At 72.9% G+C, this 15,542-nt stretch carries 13 protein-coding genes; 6 read left to right on the top strand and 7 right to left on the bottom strand.

Going from position 1 to position 15,542, the window contains the following annotated elements; genetic code table 11:
- Positions 1–4 precede the first annotated feature (4 nt).
- The 3 genes from cydB to cydC are packed head-to-tail and all read left to right on the top strand — an operon-like array spanning position 5 to position 4,262.
- Positions 5–1,000 (top strand): cytochrome d ubiquinol oxidase subunit II, encoded by a 996-nt coding sequence (gene cydB, locus L3i22_RS14585; RefSeq protein WP_221327501.1) that lies wholly within the window; start codon positions 5–7, stop codon positions 998–1,000.
- Positions 997–2,595: a thiol reductant ABC exporter subunit CydD gene (cydD, locus tag L3i22_RS14580; RefSeq protein ID WP_221327500.1), complete on the top strand. Its 1,599-nt coding sequence runs from the start codon at positions 997–999 to the stop codon at positions 2,593–2,595. Before cydB ends, cydD begins: the two co-directional genes overlap by 4 nt.
- A complete protein-coding gene (gene cydC / locus L3i22_RS14575) occupies positions 2,592–4,262 on the top strand; it encodes a thiol reductant ABC exporter subunit CydC (RefSeq protein WP_221327499.1) in 1,671 nt (556 codons plus the stop codon). Before cydD ends, cydC begins: the two co-directional genes overlap by 4 nt.
- On the opposite strand, the gene L3i22_RS14570 is transcribed toward cydC, so the two are convergent.
- On the bottom strand, positions 4,238–6,166 hold the full coding sequence (locus tag L3i22_RS14570) for an ATP-binding protein (RefSeq protein ID WP_221327498.1): 1,929 nt from the start codon (positions 6,164–6,166) through the stop codon (positions 4,238–4,240). The genes cydC and L3i22_RS14570 overlap by 25 nt on opposite strands.
- Before the next feature lie 483 nt (positions 6,167–6,649).
- On the opposite strand from L3i22_RS14570, the gene L3i22_RS14565 reads away from it, so the two are divergent.
- Together L3i22_RS14565 and L3i22_RS14560 are read left to right on the top strand one after the other, a co-directional pair.
- Positions 6,650–7,288, top strand: a complete 639-nt coding sequence (locus L3i22_RS14565; RefSeq protein ID WP_221327497.1) for a DUF6230 family protein — start codon at positions 6,650–6,652, stop codon at positions 7,286–7,288.
- Positions 7,289–7,397: 109 nt separating this feature from the next.
- Positions 7,398–9,044, top strand: coding sequence for a DUF6114 domain-containing protein (locus L3i22_RS14560; RefSeq protein ID WP_221327496.1), 1,647 nt, complete (start codon positions 7,398–7,400; stop codon positions 9,042–9,044).
- 113 nt (positions 9,045–9,157) lie between these two features.
- Here the strand turns inward: L3i22_RS14560 and L3i22_RS14555 are convergent, their stop codons facing one another.
- Together L3i22_RS14555 and L3i22_RS14550 are read right to left on the bottom strand one after the other, a co-directional pair.
- Positions 9,158–9,547, bottom strand: a complete 390-nt coding sequence (locus L3i22_RS14555; protein ID WP_221327495.1) for a DUF1992 domain-containing protein — start codon at positions 9,545–9,547, stop codon at positions 9,158–9,160.
- A 796-nt stretch (positions 9,548–10,343) separates the two neighbouring features.
- Entirely contained in the window at positions 10,344–11,819 is a 1,476-nt protein-coding gene (locus L3i22_RS14550; protein ID WP_221327494.1) for a GGDEF domain-containing protein, read from the bottom strand.
- Between the two features lie 86 nt (positions 11,820–11,905).
- On the opposite strand from L3i22_RS14550, the gene L3i22_RS14545 reads away from it, so the two are divergent.
- Positions 11,906–12,175: a DUF2277 domain-containing protein gene (locus L3i22_RS14545; RefSeq protein ID WP_221327493.1), complete on the top strand. Its 270-nt coding sequence runs from the start codon at positions 11,906–11,908 to the stop codon at positions 12,173–12,175.
- Here L3i22_RS14545 and L3i22_RS14540 read toward each other — a convergent pair.
- The 4 genes from L3i22_RS14540 to L3i22_RS14525 are packed head-to-tail and all read right to left on the bottom strand — an operon-like array spanning position 12,163 to position 15,539.
- Positions 12,163–13,032: a flavodoxin family protein gene (locus L3i22_RS14540; protein WP_221327492.1), complete on the bottom strand. Its 870-nt coding sequence runs from the start codon at positions 13,030–13,032 to the stop codon at positions 12,163–12,165. The two genes, L3i22_RS14545 and L3i22_RS14540, sit on opposite strands and share 13 nt — an antisense overlap.
- Positions 13,029–13,451 carry a VOC family protein gene (locus L3i22_RS14535; RefSeq protein WP_221327491.1) on the bottom strand — a complete coding sequence of 141 codons (423 nt, stop codon included), beginning with the start codon at positions 13,449–13,451 and terminating at the stop codon, positions 13,029–13,031. Before L3i22_RS14535 ends, L3i22_RS14540 begins: the two co-directional genes overlap by 4 nt.
- On the bottom strand, positions 13,444–14,775 hold the full coding sequence (locus tag L3i22_RS14530; protein ID WP_221327490.1) for an FAD-binding oxidoreductase: 1,332 nt from the start codon (positions 14,773–14,775) through the stop codon (positions 13,444–13,446). The genes L3i22_RS14535 and L3i22_RS14530 overlap by 8 nt, the downstream gene beginning before the upstream one ends.
- On the bottom strand, positions 14,772–15,539 hold the full coding sequence (locus tag L3i22_RS14525) for an SDR family NAD(P)-dependent oxidoreductase (RefSeq protein WP_221327489.1): 768 nt from the start codon (positions 15,537–15,539) through the stop codon (positions 14,772–14,774). The genes L3i22_RS14530 and L3i22_RS14525 overlap by 4 nt, the downstream gene beginning before the upstream one ends.
- Positions 15,540–15,542: the final 3 nt, after the last annotated feature.

Raw genomic sequence — 15,542 nt, 5'->3', positions numbered from 1 at the left:
AGAAATGGATCTCACCACCGTCTGGTTCCTGCTGATCGCCGTCCTCTGGGCCGGCTACTTCCTCCTCGAGGGCTTCGACTTCGGCGTCGGCATCCTGCTCCCGTTCGTCGGCCGCGACGACCGCTCCCGCCGCCTGGCGATCAACACGATCGGCCCGGTCTGGGACGGCAACGAGGTGTGGCTGCTGGTCGCCGGCGGCGCCACCTTCGCCGCCTTCCCGGAGTGGTACGCCACCCTGTTCAGCGGCTTCTTCCTGCCGTTGCTGATCATCCTGGTGTCGCTGATCGTGCGCGGCGTCGCCTTCGAGTACCGCGGCAAGCGCGCCGGGGCCACCTGGAAGAAGCGCTGGGACGTCGCGATCTTCGTGGGCAGCCTGCTCCCGGCGATCCTGTGGGGCGTCGCGTTCGGCAACATCCTGCGCGGCGTGCCGATCGACGCGAACCACGAGTACGTCGGCGGCTTCGTCAACCTGCTCAACCCGTATGCGCTGCTCGGCGGCCTGACCACGCTCGCCCTGTGCACGCTGCACGGCGCGGTCTTCCTGGCACTCAAGACCGACGGCCCGATGCGCGAGCAGGCCGGGCAGATCGCCGAGACGATGGCGCTGGTCTCGGTGCCGATCGCGGCCGCCTTCCTGGTCTGGACCGGGATCACGCACGGCGACGGCTGGGGCATCGCGCTCTCCGCGGCCGCCGCGATCGCGCTGGTCACGGCGATCCCGCTGACCCGGGCACGGCGCGAGGGCTGGGCGTTCGCGGCCACCGGCGCGACCTTGTTGCTGGCGGTGGCGGCGCTGTTCGTGACGCTCTTCCCGGACGTGATGCCGTCCACGCTCGGCGCGGCGTACAGCCTGACCGTGCACAACGCGTCGTCGACGCCGTACACCTTGAAGGTGATGACCTGGGTGGCGGTCTTCTTCACCCCGATCGTGCTGAGCTACCAGGGCTGGACCTACTGGATCTTCCGCAAGCGCCTCACGCTCAGCGACATTCCGGCATGAAACCCCTAGACCCAAGATTGCTTCGGTACGGCCGGAGCACCCGGACCCATCTGGCCGCCACGGTGTGCCTCGGGGCGATCCACGCCGCCCTGCTCGTCGCCCAGGCCACCCTGCTCGCGACCGCGATCACCGCGGTCTTCCTCGAGCACCGCGACCCGGCCTGGCTCGCCCTGGCCGTCGTGATCGTGGCCCGGGCCGGCGTGGCCTGGCTGCAGGAGCTGGCGTCGGCCCGCTCGGCGGCCGCGGTCAAGAGCGAGCTGCGCGGCCGGCTCGTCGCCCAGCTGGCCGCCCTCGGCCCGGCTCGGCAGCGCCCGGCCGGCGAGGTCGCGACCCTGGTCACGCACGGTCTGGACGCGCTCGACGGATACTTCGCCAGGTACCTGCCGCAGCTGGTCCTGGCCGTGCTCGTGCCGGGCATCGTGCTGGCCCGGCTGCTGCCCGCCGACCTGACCGCGACCGTCACGATCGCGGTCACCCTGCCGCTGATCCCGCTGTTCATGGCCCTGGTCGGGATGCACACCGAGGCACAGAACCGCCGGCAGTTCCGGCTCCTGGCCCGGCTCTCGCACCATTTCCTGGACGTGGTCGCCGGGCTGCCCACGCTGAAGCTGCTCGGGCGGGCCCGGGCGCAGGCCGGGATCATCCGCCGGATCAGCGACCAGCAGCGCGCCGAGACGATGCGCACGCTGCGCACCGCGTTCCTCTCCTCGCTGGTCCTGGAGCTGCTGGCCACGCTGTCGGTGGCGCTGGTCGCGGTCGGCATCGGGCTGCGGCTGGTCGCCGGGCACCTGGACCTGACCACCGCGCTGCTGGTGCTGATCCTGGCGCCGGAGGCGTACCGGCCGCTGCGCGAGGTCGGCGCGAACTACCACGCCAGCGCGGAGGGGCTGGCCGCCGCCGAGGAGGTCTTCGCGATCCTGGAGACGCCGGTCCCGCCGGCCGGCACCCGGGCGCCGGTCTCCGGCCCGATCGTCTTCGACGACGTCGAGGTCCGCTACCCCGGCCGGAGCGAACCGGCCCTGCGCCTGTCCGCGACGATCACGCCCGGCGAGGTGGTCGCGCTGACCGGCCCGTCCGGCTGCGGGAAGTCCACCGCGCTCGCGGTCCTGCTCGGCTTCGTCACCCCGGAGTCCGGCCGGGTCACCGTCGGCGGCATCCCCCTGAACGAGCTGGACCCGGACCGCTGGCGGAGCTGGATCGCCTGGGTCCCGCAGCGGCCGCACCTGCTGGCCGCGTCCGTGCGGGAGAACATCACGCTCGGCGCCGACTTCCCGGCAGAGCGGATCGATTCCGCCGTACGCCGAGCCGGCGCGACCGGCTTCGCCGACGTCACCCTGGGCGACGCCGGAACCGGGCTCTCCGCCGGTCAGCGGCAGCGGGTCGCGCTCGCCCGGGCGTTCCTGCGGGACGCGCCGATCGTGCTGCTCGACGAGCCGACCGCGAACCTCGACGCGGCGACCGCGGCCGGGGTGATGACCTCGATCCGTGAGCTGGCCCGCGGCCGGACCGTGCTGATCGCCGCGCACCGTCCGGAACTGATCAGCCTCGCCGACCGCGTCGTCGAGGTCGGCCGGGTCCCGGTGGGGCAGTCGTGACGACCCTGGCCGTGATCCGCCCGGCCGGGGGAAGGCTCACCCTGGCGGTGCTCGCCGGGGCCGGCGCCGCGGGCTGCGCGGTCACCCTCGCCGCGGTCGCCGCCTGGCTGATCTCCCGGGCCGCGCTGCATCCGCCGATCCTGCACCTGATGGTCGCGATCGTCGCGGTCCGCGCCTGCGGCCTGGGCCGGGGCGTGCTGCGCTACCTGGAACGGCTGCTCGGCCACGACGCCGCGTTCCGGGTCCTCGGCGACGTCCGCGTCCGGCTGTACCGCCGGCTGGCGGCGCACGCGCCGGCCGGGCTCGCCGACTTCCGCCGCGCCGACCTGGCCCAGCGCCTCGCCGCCGACGTCGACGCGGTCCTCGACCTGGTCACCCGGGTGTTCCTGCCGTACGCCGTGGCCGCCGTGACCGGGCTCGCGACGGTCCTGGTCCTGAGCGCGCTGGTGCCGGTCGCCGGGCTCACCCTGGCGGCCGCGCTGCTGGTCGTCGGGGTGCTGGTGCCGCTGCTGCAGCGGACCGCCGCGCGCCGGGCGGACGGGCGGCTCGCGCCGTTGCGGGCCGAGCTCGGCACCGGCGTGGTGGATCTGGTGCACGGGCTGGCGGACCTGACGGCGTACCGGGCAATCGATCTGAACCGCGAGCGGATCGCCCTCCTGGACCGACGCCTGACCGCGGCCTCGAAGAGGTCCGCGGCGACCGCGGGGCTGGGCGCCGCGGTGACCGCCCTCGGCACCGGCGTCAGCGTGCTGGCCGGACTGCTCGCCGGCGCCGCCGCGGTGCGCGCCGGGACCCTGCCCGGGGAACTGCTGGCCCTCGTCGTGCTCACGCCGCTGGCGGTCTTCGAGATCGCCGGCCCGCTCCCGGCCGCCGCCCAGCGCTGGGCGGCCGCGCGCGAGTCGATGCGGCGCCTCGCCGAGATCCGGTCGCTCGGCGAGCGAAAGGACGGGACGGTTACGGCCGCTGAGAGCGACGCTGCGGGCTCAGCGCCGCCGATCCCGGGTACGGTCCCGGAACTGCGCCTGGAGAGCGTGACGGCCGCCTGGACGGCGGATCGGATCGCGGTCGCCGGCGTCGATCTGACCCTGCCGCCCGGCGCCCGCGTCGCGCTGACCGGGCCGAGCGGCTCGGGCAAGAGCACGATCGCCGCGCTGCTGGTCCGCTTCCTCGACCCGGTGGCCGGCCGGATCACCCTCGACGGCGCCGATCTGCGGAGCATTCCGCCCGACCGGGTCCGGGAGATCGTCGGCTACCTGCCGGAGGACGCCTACCTGTTCGACACCACGATCGGCGCGAACCTGCGGATCGCCCGGCCCGGCGGCACCGATGCCGAACTGCTCGCCGCGCTGGAGCGGGCGCGCCTGCGGGACTGGGTCGAGACCCTGCCGGCCGGGCTGGAGACGCTGGTCGGCGAGCACGGGATGGCGCTCTCCGGCGGGCAGCGGCGGCGGCTCGCGCTGGCCCGGCTGCTGCTCACCGACGCCCGGGTGCTGATCCTCGACGAGCCGGGCGAGCACCTGGACGACGCGACCGCCGGCGCGCTGGTCCGTGACCTGCTGGTGGCGGCCGGCGACCGGACGGTCCTGCTGATCACCCACCGGACGGCGGATCTGGACGGCCTCCGGGTGGTCCGGATGCCGGCTCAGCCGGTGGTCACCGGCACCTGAGCCGGGGCCGGCACCGCCGGGAGGGTGACCGTGAACGTGCTGCCCCGGCCCACCACCGACTGCACGGCGATGCCGCCGCCGTGGTCGCGGACGATGTCCCGGACGATCGCCAGCCCCAGGCCGGGGCCCTGCACCGCCTGGTCCATCGCGTTGCCGGCCCGGTGGAACGGGGTGAACAGGCCGGGCACGTCCTCGGGCGGGATGCCGATCCCGGTGTCGGTGACCGCGATCGTCACGGTCCGCTCGTCGCCGCCGCACCGCCAGGTCACGCTGCCGCCGGCCGGGGTGAACTTGATCGCGTTCTCCATCAGCTTGCGCAGCGCCCGCTGCAGCTGGGTCCGGTCGCCGCGCACCCAGGCCACCTCGGCCTCGAAGCTGACCGTCAGCTCCTTGGCCTGGGCCGCCGCGCCCAGCTCGGCGTGCACGACGGTGGCCACGGTGGCCAGATCGAGCGGTTCGGTGACCGCGTCCGCGGCGGTCGCCGGCCGGTCCAGCAGCAACAGGTCGCCGATGGTGTCCTGGAGCCGGTGCGCGTTGCGCAGGATCGCGGTGAGCGACCGGAGCTGCATCGGCGTCAGCTCCGCGTCGTCGTCGGTGAGCATCTCGGTGTAGCCGAGAATGCTGGTCAGCGGCGTCCGCAGCTCGTGCGTGACGGTCTGGATGAAGACGTCCTTGCGCTGGTCCAGCATCCGCAGCTCGCTGATCAGCAGGTCCTGCTGCACCCGGACGCCCAGCTGGCGCAGCGCCCGCTCGATCTCCCGGGCCACGCTGGTCAGCAGCTTGCGCTCGGTCTCCTTCCACTCCCGCGCGGACTCCCGGCAGATCAGCAGGAAGCCGCCGGAGTACTCGGCGTCGCCACCCAGCGCGATCGCCAGCCCACCGTCCGGCCGGGCGACGGCCTGCCCGGGCTCCCCCGCCCGCAACTCGGCGGCGACCGCCGGGTCGAGGTCCGCCGCGGACTCCGGCCGGCACACCCGGATCTGCCCGGTGCCCGGCACGTACAGCTCGCTGTGCACCGCGACCGCCCCGAGCGCGTCGCCGATCCGGGCGACCACCCGGTTGCCGATGGTCGCCGGGTCCGCGTCCTCCTTCTGCAGCTCGCCGAGGACCGCCTGGCACAACCCGGCGCGGGCGGTCCGGGCCTGCTCCGCGGCGAGGTGTTCCTCGGTCTGCGCGGCAAGATCATTCAAAGCGTCGATCACGGTACGGAGTTCCGCCGCCCCCGCCGCCTCGGCCCGCGCCGACCGATCGCCGCCGGCCAGCAGCCGGATGGTGTCGCCGACCCGGGCCAGCGGGACCAGCAGCTGGCGGCGGCTGATCCGGACCAGCAGGTACCCGGCGCCGAGCACGGCCAGCACCAGCGCGGCGGAGACGATCCCGATCAGCCGGTCGAGCCGGCGGTCGGCGGTGTTCTCGGCGCGCAGCTGGGCGTTGATCGCGTCGTCGGTGGCGGCGTTGAGCGCCCGGACCCGGTCGAAGAGCTGCTTGCCGAGCGCCTCGTCCTCGATCCCGACCGGCGCGCGGCCGGCGGTGACCTGCTCGGCGTACTGGGCGAGCCAGTCGGACGCGGCCTGCCACTCGGCCTCGAGCAGCTCCCGGGTCTGCGGGTCGCTGGTCTGCCGGGCGCCCTGGCTCAGCGCGGCCAGGGCGGCGCCCCGCCCGCTCTGGTACGGCTCCAGGAACAGCCGCTCGCCGGTGAGCTGGAAGCCGCGGATCCCGGTCTCCGCGTCGGTCATCCGCTGCAGGGCGTGCCGGTTCGCCTCCCGGACCGTGCCGATCCGGGCCACCCGCACGTCGTGGTCGTCGCGCACCCGCGCGCTGACCCCGAACTGCACCACGAGGAACGCCGTGAAGAGCACCAACAGGGCGGCGAAGCCCAGGTTGAGCCGGCGCCGCAGCCTCATCGGCCGCGCTCCCGCAAGGCGATCATGTCCCTCACATCGGCAGCTGCCCGGGTGGACATGAGTCCGGCTGCCCATTCGGTGGAGAGATCCATCGTCCGGATCTCGGCTCCGGCTGGCTTCCGGGCCGGTGAAAGCGGTTTCTGAGAGATCTCTGGACTTCGTTACCGATCCGTAATCAACGATGTCTCGTATACCTGTGGTTACCGCCACACCGGTGAACCCGGGCCGATTGTCGGGTTTATAGCCGGAATTTCGGACACCCCAGACAGCAACATCACACAGAGTCACCAAGATCAAGTGATGTGGGTTACTGACTAGTAGCCATGGCCCTTGTAGTCACCGTGCCGGAGCGGCAACATTTCCCGAACGTTACGACGACGGCATCGACCCGCCTCGCTGTCGACGGCTGGCAAAGTGTCGCCCGTCGATGCGAGCCATCGACGGTGTGGCCGGTAGGCCGTCATCACTCTTATAGGAGGATCCGTGGAGGATTCGCAGAGCGTTCCGGCCGCCGGACGCACCAACTGGCGTCGGTTCGCCGTCGCGGTGGGCGTGCCCACCGCCGTGGCCGCCGGCCTGGTTGTCGCGCTCCAGACGGGCGCACTGGCCGCGAACTTTGTCGTGTCCGGCACCCAGTTCAAGCTGTCGGCCGCCACGCTCGAGGGCGATGGCTTCACCCAGTACAGCGGTGTCCTGAAGGACGGCAGCGGGAACTACATCCCGGCCGCCATGTCCGGCATCCAGGACGCCACGCTGACCAGCCTCTGCCAGTCGGTCTCGCAGAGCACCCCGCTGGGCCAGATCACGCTGCAGATCACGGCGGCGACCGGGGTCGAGGACAGCGCGGACAAGGACAAGAAGGTCCAGGCCTCGAACCTGCTGATCGGCATGTCCGAGCTGGGCGGCGACGCCACGTTCACCAACATCGAGATCGGCAACGACGCGGGCTCCCTCACCAAGGCGGGCTCCGCCAAGGGCGAGACCGGTGGCTTCGGCCAGCAGGCCGACCACGTCACCATCCACAGCCTGAAGCAGAAGGCGTACTCGACGTCGGCTTCGACCTTCAAGCTGACCGGCATGAGCCTCAAGCTCCTCCGCGGCTCCGGTAACGAGTGCTACTGATCTAGCTTTTCCGGGGCTCGCGGGGCACACTCCGCGAGCCCCACCCCTTTGCGCGTCGGCTTGTCGAAACACCCCTTTTCGTACGTGAAATACAGTTTCTGGAGGACGAGTGGCCACGGACGATTTCTGGAGCAAGTTCCGCCGGTGGCGGCGGGCGCGGCCGTTCTGGGGCGGCCTGTTCCTCCTGCTGTCCGGCGTCGAGTTCTTCTGGAGCTCGAACATGGACATGGCCAACATCCAGATTCACATCGGCCCGCAGGGGTTCCTCTCCTACCTGCTGCCGGTCCTGATGCTGATCTGCGGCGTGCTCGTCTGGTTCACCCCGCAGCAGCGGGTGTTCTACGGCATCATCGGCCTGCTCGCCGCGCTCTACTCGTTCATCGGGCTGAACCTCGGCGGCTGGTTCCTCGGCATGATCCTCGGCATCGTCGGCGGGGCGCTCAGCCTCTCCTGGACGCCGCAGGCCCCGCGGCCCGACGTCCGGCTCCCCGGCCCGACCGGCTTCTCCGGCCCGCCGCAGTACGCCCCGGAGGGTGAGTCCACCCAGCAGATCGAGGTCGCCGGCCACGACGACCGGCCGCACGAGACCCCGCCCGCGGTCAGCGACCCGAGCATCCTCCCCGGCTTCGGCGCCGCCCCGGCCCGCGAGGACGGCCCCGCCTCCGGCGCGGCGCACACCGAGATCCGCAGCTTCGGCGCGGCCGGCCAGACCACGGCCGCGGCCGACGAGCCGCGTGGCGATCTGCCCGGCCCGCGCCGCGGCCTGAACCGCAAGGCCCTCGCGATCATCATGGTGCCGGCGGTCGTCGGCACCACGGTCCTGATCGGCAGCCGCATCCCGGCCAGCGCCGACGACTGCCCGGCCGGCCTGCCCTCGATCAGCAGCTCGGCGTCCTCGTCGCCGGCCGCGACCTCCTCGGTCGCGGCCAAGTCGAAGATCACCGCCAAGCCGACCGGCACGCGCACCGGCACCGCCGCGGCCGGCGCGACCAAGGGCGCCGCGGCCACCGCCTCCGCCAGCCCCACCGCCTCGGCCACCGCGGACGCCGGCAACCCCATCCTCGAGGGCCTCCAGAACGTGGTCGACGGCGTCGGCAACCTGCTCGGCATCGGCGACGACGAGTCGGCCACTCCGAGTGCGTCGCCGACGACGTCGGCGACCACCGAGCCCACCGCGGAGCCGACCGCCACCACGACCACCACCGCGCCGGCCGGCGGCGACGCGACCCCGACCGCGAGCGGCACCGCCACCCCGACCAAGACCACCACCAGCAGCGCGGCCGCCGCCGACGAGGACGTCATCCCGTGCCTCGGCGCCCGCCAGGAGGGCCTGGTCGCCGACGGCGGCATCCCCAAGTCCTCGATCAAGCCGGGGATCATGAAGGTCGACTCGCTGACCATGTACAACTCGACCTACGAGGGCGTCGCCGACGTACCCACCCAGAACGGGGTCCTCAAGTCGCTCCAGTTCAACATGGACAAGGCGGTCAACAAGCCGTTCAGCCTGACCATCGACGAGCCGGGCGACGCGACCACCACGATCAAGAGCGCCGAGCTGACCACGACCGGGCACGTCCGCTTCTACACCCCGAAGATGACCGGCAACCTGTTCGGCCTGATCCCGGTCACCTTCACGCCGGAGCAGCCGCCGCCGCTGACCCTGCCGATCCTCTGGTTCACGGACGTCACGATCGAGCTGGCGAACGTCAGCTGCGACACGCTGACCGCGTCGCCGATCCAGATCCTCGAGAGCTGACCCACGCTCCACGGACGGCCTGGCGGGTTGACCCGCCAGGCCGTTTTTGATCGCCCCTGAGTTGTTGCTCGCCCGCAGCGCGATCGCTGCCGCCACGCCGTCTTTATCGCTCGTCAGCGCCGGCGTTCCTGCCAGGCGGTGACCACCGCGTCCGCGTCGAAGGGCGGCAGGATCACCGGCGGCCCGTCCAGGTGGCCGCGGCGCGCCTTGTCGATGCGGGCGTTGAGCTGGGCGACATGCTCCCGGACATCCCGCTCGGTGGGCAGCCGGTCGACCACGGTCTCCAGATCCTCGGCCGACCGGCGCAACGCCAGGGTCGGCGGGATCACCCCCGCGGTGGCCCCTTCCCGGCGGACCCAGTCCTTGACCCACCAGTCGTCCTCGTACTCCCCGCCGTACCCGGTCAGCGGCTTTCCCGCCCCGGCCAGATTCTCGAACTCGCCCCGCTCGGCAGCCTCACGAAGCTGGCGGTCGATGGACGACTCATACCAGTGCGCTCCCATAGACCAAGATTACGACTCCACCCGGCCCGGAGCACCCCCACCAGATAGTCCCCACCCACCACGGGGGCCTGCCCAAGCACATTGTCGCGGCCCGCGCCATGATCACGCGGACGGCCTGTGGACAACCCGCCAGTGTGGATAACCCGCGCCGAGCCCGGCGGCTCACCGGACGCCCTCCGTCCCTGGTCACGCCCTTCTTGCCAGACGCCGCCCGCCGTTGATCACGCCCGCGGCCGACCGCGATCGGCTTGCCGAGAGCTACTGCCCTCGGCCGCAACCCGCTCACTGCCGACTCGCCAGGCGCCGCCCGCCGATTGATCACGACTACGGCCGGCCCGTTTGCCGACCCACCGCCCGCTGCCGGTCACGGTGGCGGCCTGCCCGCGGTTTGCTCGCCACGCACCGCCCGCTGCCGGTCACGGCTGCGGCCGCCACTGGCGGGAGTTGCCGGTTTACGGTGGCTTCGGAGGTACGCCGTGGGCCCGCTCCACCGCCGGCGCAATCCCCCGGCTGGCACTCAGGGCCGTCCCAGCACGATGGAACAGCCCTCACGACCAGCCAAGCCGGACGAGCTGGTCCCCACGGCCGCCACAGACACCCCGGACAGCCCTCACGACCAGCCGAGCCGAACGAGCTGGTCCCCACGATTGCCACGAAGGTCGATTGCGGTGCTGGGCAGCGACGATCCGGGCCGTCCCCATGATCGTCGGTCCGCGGGTCATGCCGAGGGGCGCACACGCACGACCGGTGTGGACGACCCGCGCCGTGCCGAGGATCGACCACGCGAATCCCAGCGCTATGCGGAAGCCGTCCAACTGTCCGGCTCGTACCAGCGAACCGCACCCTTCCCCGAAGCCTTCGCCGCATACATCGCGGTATCCGCCCGCCGGAGCAACCCCCCGATCCCGCCCACGTCCCCACCCCGCAGAAACGCCAGCCCGATGCTCCCGCCCACGGTCACCTGCACCCCGTGCACGCTCATCGGCTCGGCCAGCCGATCGAGCAGCCGTTGCGCCGCGGCCCCCGCATCTTCCCGCCCCACGTCGGCGATCAGGATCGCGAACTCGTCCCCGCCGAACCGGCTGAGCAGATCGCTCTCCCGCAGCCCGGCCGCGAGGCGCGCGGCGACCACCACCAGCACCTCGTCCCCGGCGGCGTGCCCGAGGGTGTCGTTGACCGGCTTGAAGCCGTCCAGGTCGAGCATCATCGCGCAGACGTCGGTGTGCCGCCGGGCCAGGATCTCGGTGGCCCGGCTGTGGAAGGCGACCCGGTTCGGCAGCCCGGTGAGTCCGTCGTGGTGCGCCTGGTGGGCGAGGGCCGCCTTCTGGTCCTCCAGCGCCACCGCGAGCCGGCCGACCGTGATCAGCGTGAGGAACTGCCGGATCAGGACCAGCGAGAAGCTGGCCAGCAGCAGCCAGACCAGGACCGGGCTGAGCCGGCCGTCGCGCAGTTCGCGCCACCCGGCGACCCCGACCGCGCTCACCACCGGGAGGTACGGCAGCAGCGCCCACGGCCCGAACACCAGGCGTTCCACCACGTCCGCGCCGGGCCGGGAGATCCGCAGCCGGCTGGAGACCGCGGTCGCCCAGGCGCCGAGGACGTAGCCCGCCCCGGCGCCGTACCGGTACCAGGGGTCGCCGGTGACCCCGTTGCGCAGGGCGATCAGCACGGTGGTGGCCTGCAGCAGCGCGGCGACGGCCAGGACCTGGTGGGCGGTCATGCCACGGTTCGGGGCGGACTCGGAGAGGGTCACCAGCGCCACCGACGAGCCGACCACGAGCACCGCGACGATCGTGACGGCGTAGCCCTGGATCGCGCCGCCGGCCAGCCCGGCCAGGACGAATTCCCAGGCCAGGGCGAAGACCGCGCCGGAGACCGCGGCCACGTCGATGATCCGGCGGACCCGGGCGACGCCGCGCAGGCGGTGGCCGGCGAGCAGCACGGCGACCGGGACCAGGGCGGCGGCGACCATGGACAGGAGCGCGCCGGGGGCGTTGAGGACCGGCCAGGCCAGCACGCCGGCGAGCATCAGGAGGTTGGAGAGGCTCCACGCCGTACACGCGCAGGCTCCGAAAGCGTAAGCGGCGCGGACCCGGTGTGCCGCGCGGACCTGGCGTGCCCGGCGGAGATAGTGCCAGGCGGCGTAGCCGCCGGCGGCGGCGACGATCGCGTCGGAGAGGGCATATCCGGCCGGCCCGGGCAGCATCGGGTGCAGGATCTGGACCGCCGCGGCCAGGCCGACCCCCGCCGCCAGCGCCGTGCGCAGTCGCATGCCCACCCCGTGTTCTACGGCGCCACGGCCCGGCCGAGTATCGCATAGATTCGTAGCACCCATCCGTCCCTCCCGAGGAGCCGAACGTGTGCCGCAACATTCATCAACTGCACAACTTCGAGCCGCCCGCGACGCCCGGCGAGGTGCACGCCGCCGCGTTGCAGTACGTCCGGAAGGTAGCCGGGGCGACCCGCCCCTCGCAGGCGAATCAGGCCGCTTTTGATCAGGCGGTGGCGGCGATCGCGGCGGCCACCCAGGCGCTGCTGGACGAGTTGGTGACGACCGCGCCGCCGAAGGACCGCGAGGTGGAGGCGGCGAAGGCCCGGGCCCGGGCGGAGAAGCGCTACGCGTCCTGAGGCGGCCGCGACACCCGGTCGAAGCCGCCGAACCGCGCCGCCCGCGCGTCGAGGTCCGAGCGCACCGCGGCGTGTGCGGCGGCGGTCTCCTGGATCTCCCGGGCGTGCGCCCGTTTCTCGGCCATCGAGATCACCGAGGTGGTCAGGTCCGTCCAGCGGATCGCCCCGCCGTCCGCCAGCTCCCCCGCGCTGCCGCAGGTCGCGCAGGTGACCGCGGTGCCGGTCAGCTCGACGACGTCGAGGTGGCACATCGGGCACAGCCCCGGTTCGCCGAGGTAGCGCACGTCGTCGAACGGCACGCCGAGCTGCGACGCCACGTTCGCCCCGAGCCGGCCGGCACGCTCCAGCGCCGCGTCGTCGAGCAGGATCGAGCGCGGGGTGCCGGCGCCGCCGAGGACGACCTGGTCGACCACCGCCATGTGCATCGAGAACACCGTGGTGTGCAGCAGCGGCAGCGCGAGCGTCTTCCACTGCGGGGTGAGCGAGCCGCCGACCGCGATCAGGCCGGCCACCCGGGGTTTGAGCACCCGCTCGTCGACCCGGAACGGGACGGCCGGCTCGACCCCGGCCCGGCGCGCCGCGACCAGGTGTTCGATGATCGCGGCGTCCGCGTTCGGCCCGAGCAGGAAGTCGATCACCGTCTTGAGGCGCGCGGCGATGGTCCGGCTCATGATCGGCGTGCTGACGATCAGCCCGTCGCACTCGACCAGCCGTTCCCACAGCCACCACAGGTGCTCGTCGGTGGTCAGGTCGGTCAGCCGGACCAGCTCGGCGTCGCCGGCCGCGCGCAGCGCCGCGGTCAGCAGGATCTCCGCGCTCCCGCCGGGCTGCCCGCAGCCGAGGCCGAGAATGGTCATGACGTCGTTCCTCTCGACAGGATCTCGATCAGATTCCCCTCCGGATCGGCGACGAACGCCATCCGGACCCCCGGTTCCGGCGACGGCCGCGGCGTCATCACCGCTGTTGCCCCAAGACCCACCACCTTGGCGTACGTCGTGTCCAGATCCGCCACGTCGAACGCCACGTGCCCGAAGCCCTCGGACAGCGCCGCCGCCCCCGGATCCGCGGCGCGCGGCCCCGGTTCGGACCCGGGCCGGTGCAGCAGTTCCAGCCGGTCGCCGTGCCCGCGATGGATCAGCATCACGATGTCCAGGTCGAGCGCGTCGACCCGCAACTCGAGCTCGCGGACGTAGCCGAACGCGGCGCAGTACCACCGCGCGGCCGCGTCCAGGTCCCGCACCGACAGCCCGGCGTGGTCCAGGCGGGCCTCAGTCATGGACGTTCAGCCCCGCCCGGTCGCGGGTCAGGTAGGACGCGAAGCGCCCGGCCGGGTCCCGCTCGGCGCGGATCTCCTCGAGCCGCCGGTAGTGGGCATCGGACAGGAAGCGGTCCTGCCGCCGGGTGAAGTCGGTGTCGCCGAGGTAGACGCCGGCGCCGTGCCGCGCGATGGCGGCGGTCCGCTCGTGCACCCAGCTCCGGTACTTCTCGTCGTCGGCGGCGTCGGGGTAGATCGCGTACGTGGCGATGTAGACGTTGCCCTGCACCGAGAACGCCATCTCCGGCAGTTCCCGGTCGGGCGCCCAGCCGTACCAGATGGAGAACGAGTGCTCGGTGTCCAGCTCGCTCCAGAGCCGGCTGAGCAGCGGCGCGAGGACGTCGGCGGGCGCGTCGGTCCAGGTGCAGTCGACCGCGTACCGGTAGCCGTCCGGGTTCTGCGCCGCCTGCGCCACGCACTCCTCGGCGAGCGAGGTCGGCCCGGTCACGTGGCCCCGTTCCCGACCGGCGAGCGGCCCGCCGTCGAACACCCGCAGCAGCTCGGCGGCCTCCGCGTCGGAGCCGGCCATGACGGTGGTGTGCAGCAGCAACGTGGGCTCGCCGGGCAGCCGGGTGGCCGCGATGACCGGCTCGACCCGCCGGTCCAGCTTCGGCAGCAGCTCGTGCAGCCAGCCGAGCAGGGCGGCGGCGTCGTCCGGGTGGAACAACCGGGTGTCGTGCCACATCACCGCCGGCGCCTCGTAGGTCTGCAGGTGGAACGCGGTGACGATGCCGGGGAAGCCGGGGCCGGCGCCGCGGGCCGCCCAGTAGAGGTCGCTGTTCCGCTCGGCGTCGGCGCGGACCAGCTCGCCGTCCGCGGTGACCACGTCGACCGCCACCACGCTCTCGCAGGCCCAGCCCATCCGGCGCCCGTTCCAGCCCTGCCCGCCCTGCAGCAGGTAGCCGCCGAGCCCGACCTCCGGGCAGTGCCCGACCGGGAACGCGCGCCCGCGCTCGGCGAGGTACGGGGACAGGTCGAGCCCGCCGCGGGCGGCCGGGCCGGCGACGACCACGCCGGTCGTAGCGTCGTACGCCAGCCGGTTCAGGCTGCCGAGATCGATCAGCAGCGCGTCGTCCCGCAGGCTCCAGGCTGCCCAGGAGTGCCCGCCCGACCGAACACTTACGGTCAGGTTCTCCGTGCGGGCCAGGCGGACGCCGGCCGCCACCTGGTCGGCGTCGGCCGCGAGCAGGATCGCCGCCGGGTAGCGCTCCGGCCGCCGGTCGTTGAAGATCCGGCCGACCCGGGCCGCCTCGTATCCCGCGTCGCCGCGGCGGATCAGGTTCATCCGACTGCCGCCGCGCCGCCGTCGACCGGGATGTTTGCGCCGGTCACGTGCGAGGAGTCGGCGGAGGCCAGAAAGAGGATCGCGTTCGCGACGTCCGCCGGCTGCCCCCACTTGCGCAGCGGCACGGCGTTGCGGATCGCCTCGGCCGGGCCGTCCGGGTCCATCAGGGTCGGCAACGTCTGCGGGGTCTCGGTCATCGCCGGACTGACCGCGTTGACCCTGATCCCTTTCGGCCCGCCCTCGACCGCGAGCTGGTAGGTCAGCGCGAGCACCCCACCCTTGGCCGCGCCGTGCGCGTTCTGCGGCATGAAGAACGCGCCACGCGAGCCGGAGATCGAGCCGACGTTCACGATCGCGCCGCCGCCACGCCTGATCAGATGCGGCCACGCGGCCCGGGTGACCAGGAAGACGATGTCCAGCTCGTGCCGGATGGTGAACGACCAGTCGGCGTAGGACAGCTCGTCGATCGCGCCGAACCGGATCGCCGACGCGTTGTTGACCAGCACGTCCACGCCGCCGGCCAGCTCGGCCGCGGCGTCCACCCAGTGCCGCGCGCCGTCCTCGGTGGCCAGGTCGACCGGGGCGATCGTGTCGGTGCGGCCGCCGGCCGCCCGGATCAACTCGGCGGTTTCGGACGCTCCGGCCGCGTCGAGGTCGCCGCCGATCACGTGGGCGCCCTCCCGGGCGCAGACCAACGCGGTGGCCCGGCCGATGCCCCCGGCGGTGCCGGTGACGAGCACGGCCAGGCCGGCGAGCCGACTCAACTC

It is taken from the genome of Actinoplanes sp. L3-i22 (assembly GCF_019704555.1).
Lineage (GTDB): Bacteria > Actinomycetota > Actinomycetes > Mycobacteriales > Micromonosporaceae > Actinoplanes.
Note: the sequence above shows the minus strand (reverse complement) of the source record. Positions and strands in the feature narration are given on the sequence as shown.

Coding starts and splice junctions, on each gene's coding strand:
- cydB (WP_221327501.1), top strand. CDS start 5: ATGGATCTCACCACCGTCTGGTTCCTGCTGATCGCCGTCCTCTGGGCC.
- cydD (WP_221327500.1), top strand. CDS start 997: ATGAAACCCCTAGACCCAAGATTGCTTCGGTACGGCCGGAGCACCCGG.
- L3i22_RS14570 (WP_221327498.1), bottom strand. CDS start 6,166: ATGAGGCTGCGGCGCCGGCTCAACCTGGGCTTCGCCGCCCTGTTGGTG.
- L3i22_RS14555 (WP_221327495.1), bottom strand. CDS start 9,547: ATGGGAGCGCACTGGTATGAGTCGTCCATCGACCGCCAGCTTCGTGAG.
- L3i22_RS14550 (WP_221327494.1), bottom strand. CDS start 11,819: ATGCGACTGCGCACGGCGCTGGCGGCGGGGGTCGGCCTGGCCGCGGCG.
- L3i22_RS14540 (WP_221327492.1), bottom strand. CDS start 13,032: ATGACCATTCTCGGCCTCGGCTGCGGGCAGCCCGGCGGGAGCGCGGAG.
- L3i22_RS14535 (WP_221327491.1), bottom strand. CDS start 13,451: ATGACTGAGGCCCGCCTGGACCACGCCGGGCTGTCGGTGCGGGACCTG.
- L3i22_RS14530 (WP_221327490.1), bottom strand. CDS start 14,775: ATGAACCTGATCCGCCGCGGCGACGCGGGATACGAGGCGGCCCGGGTC.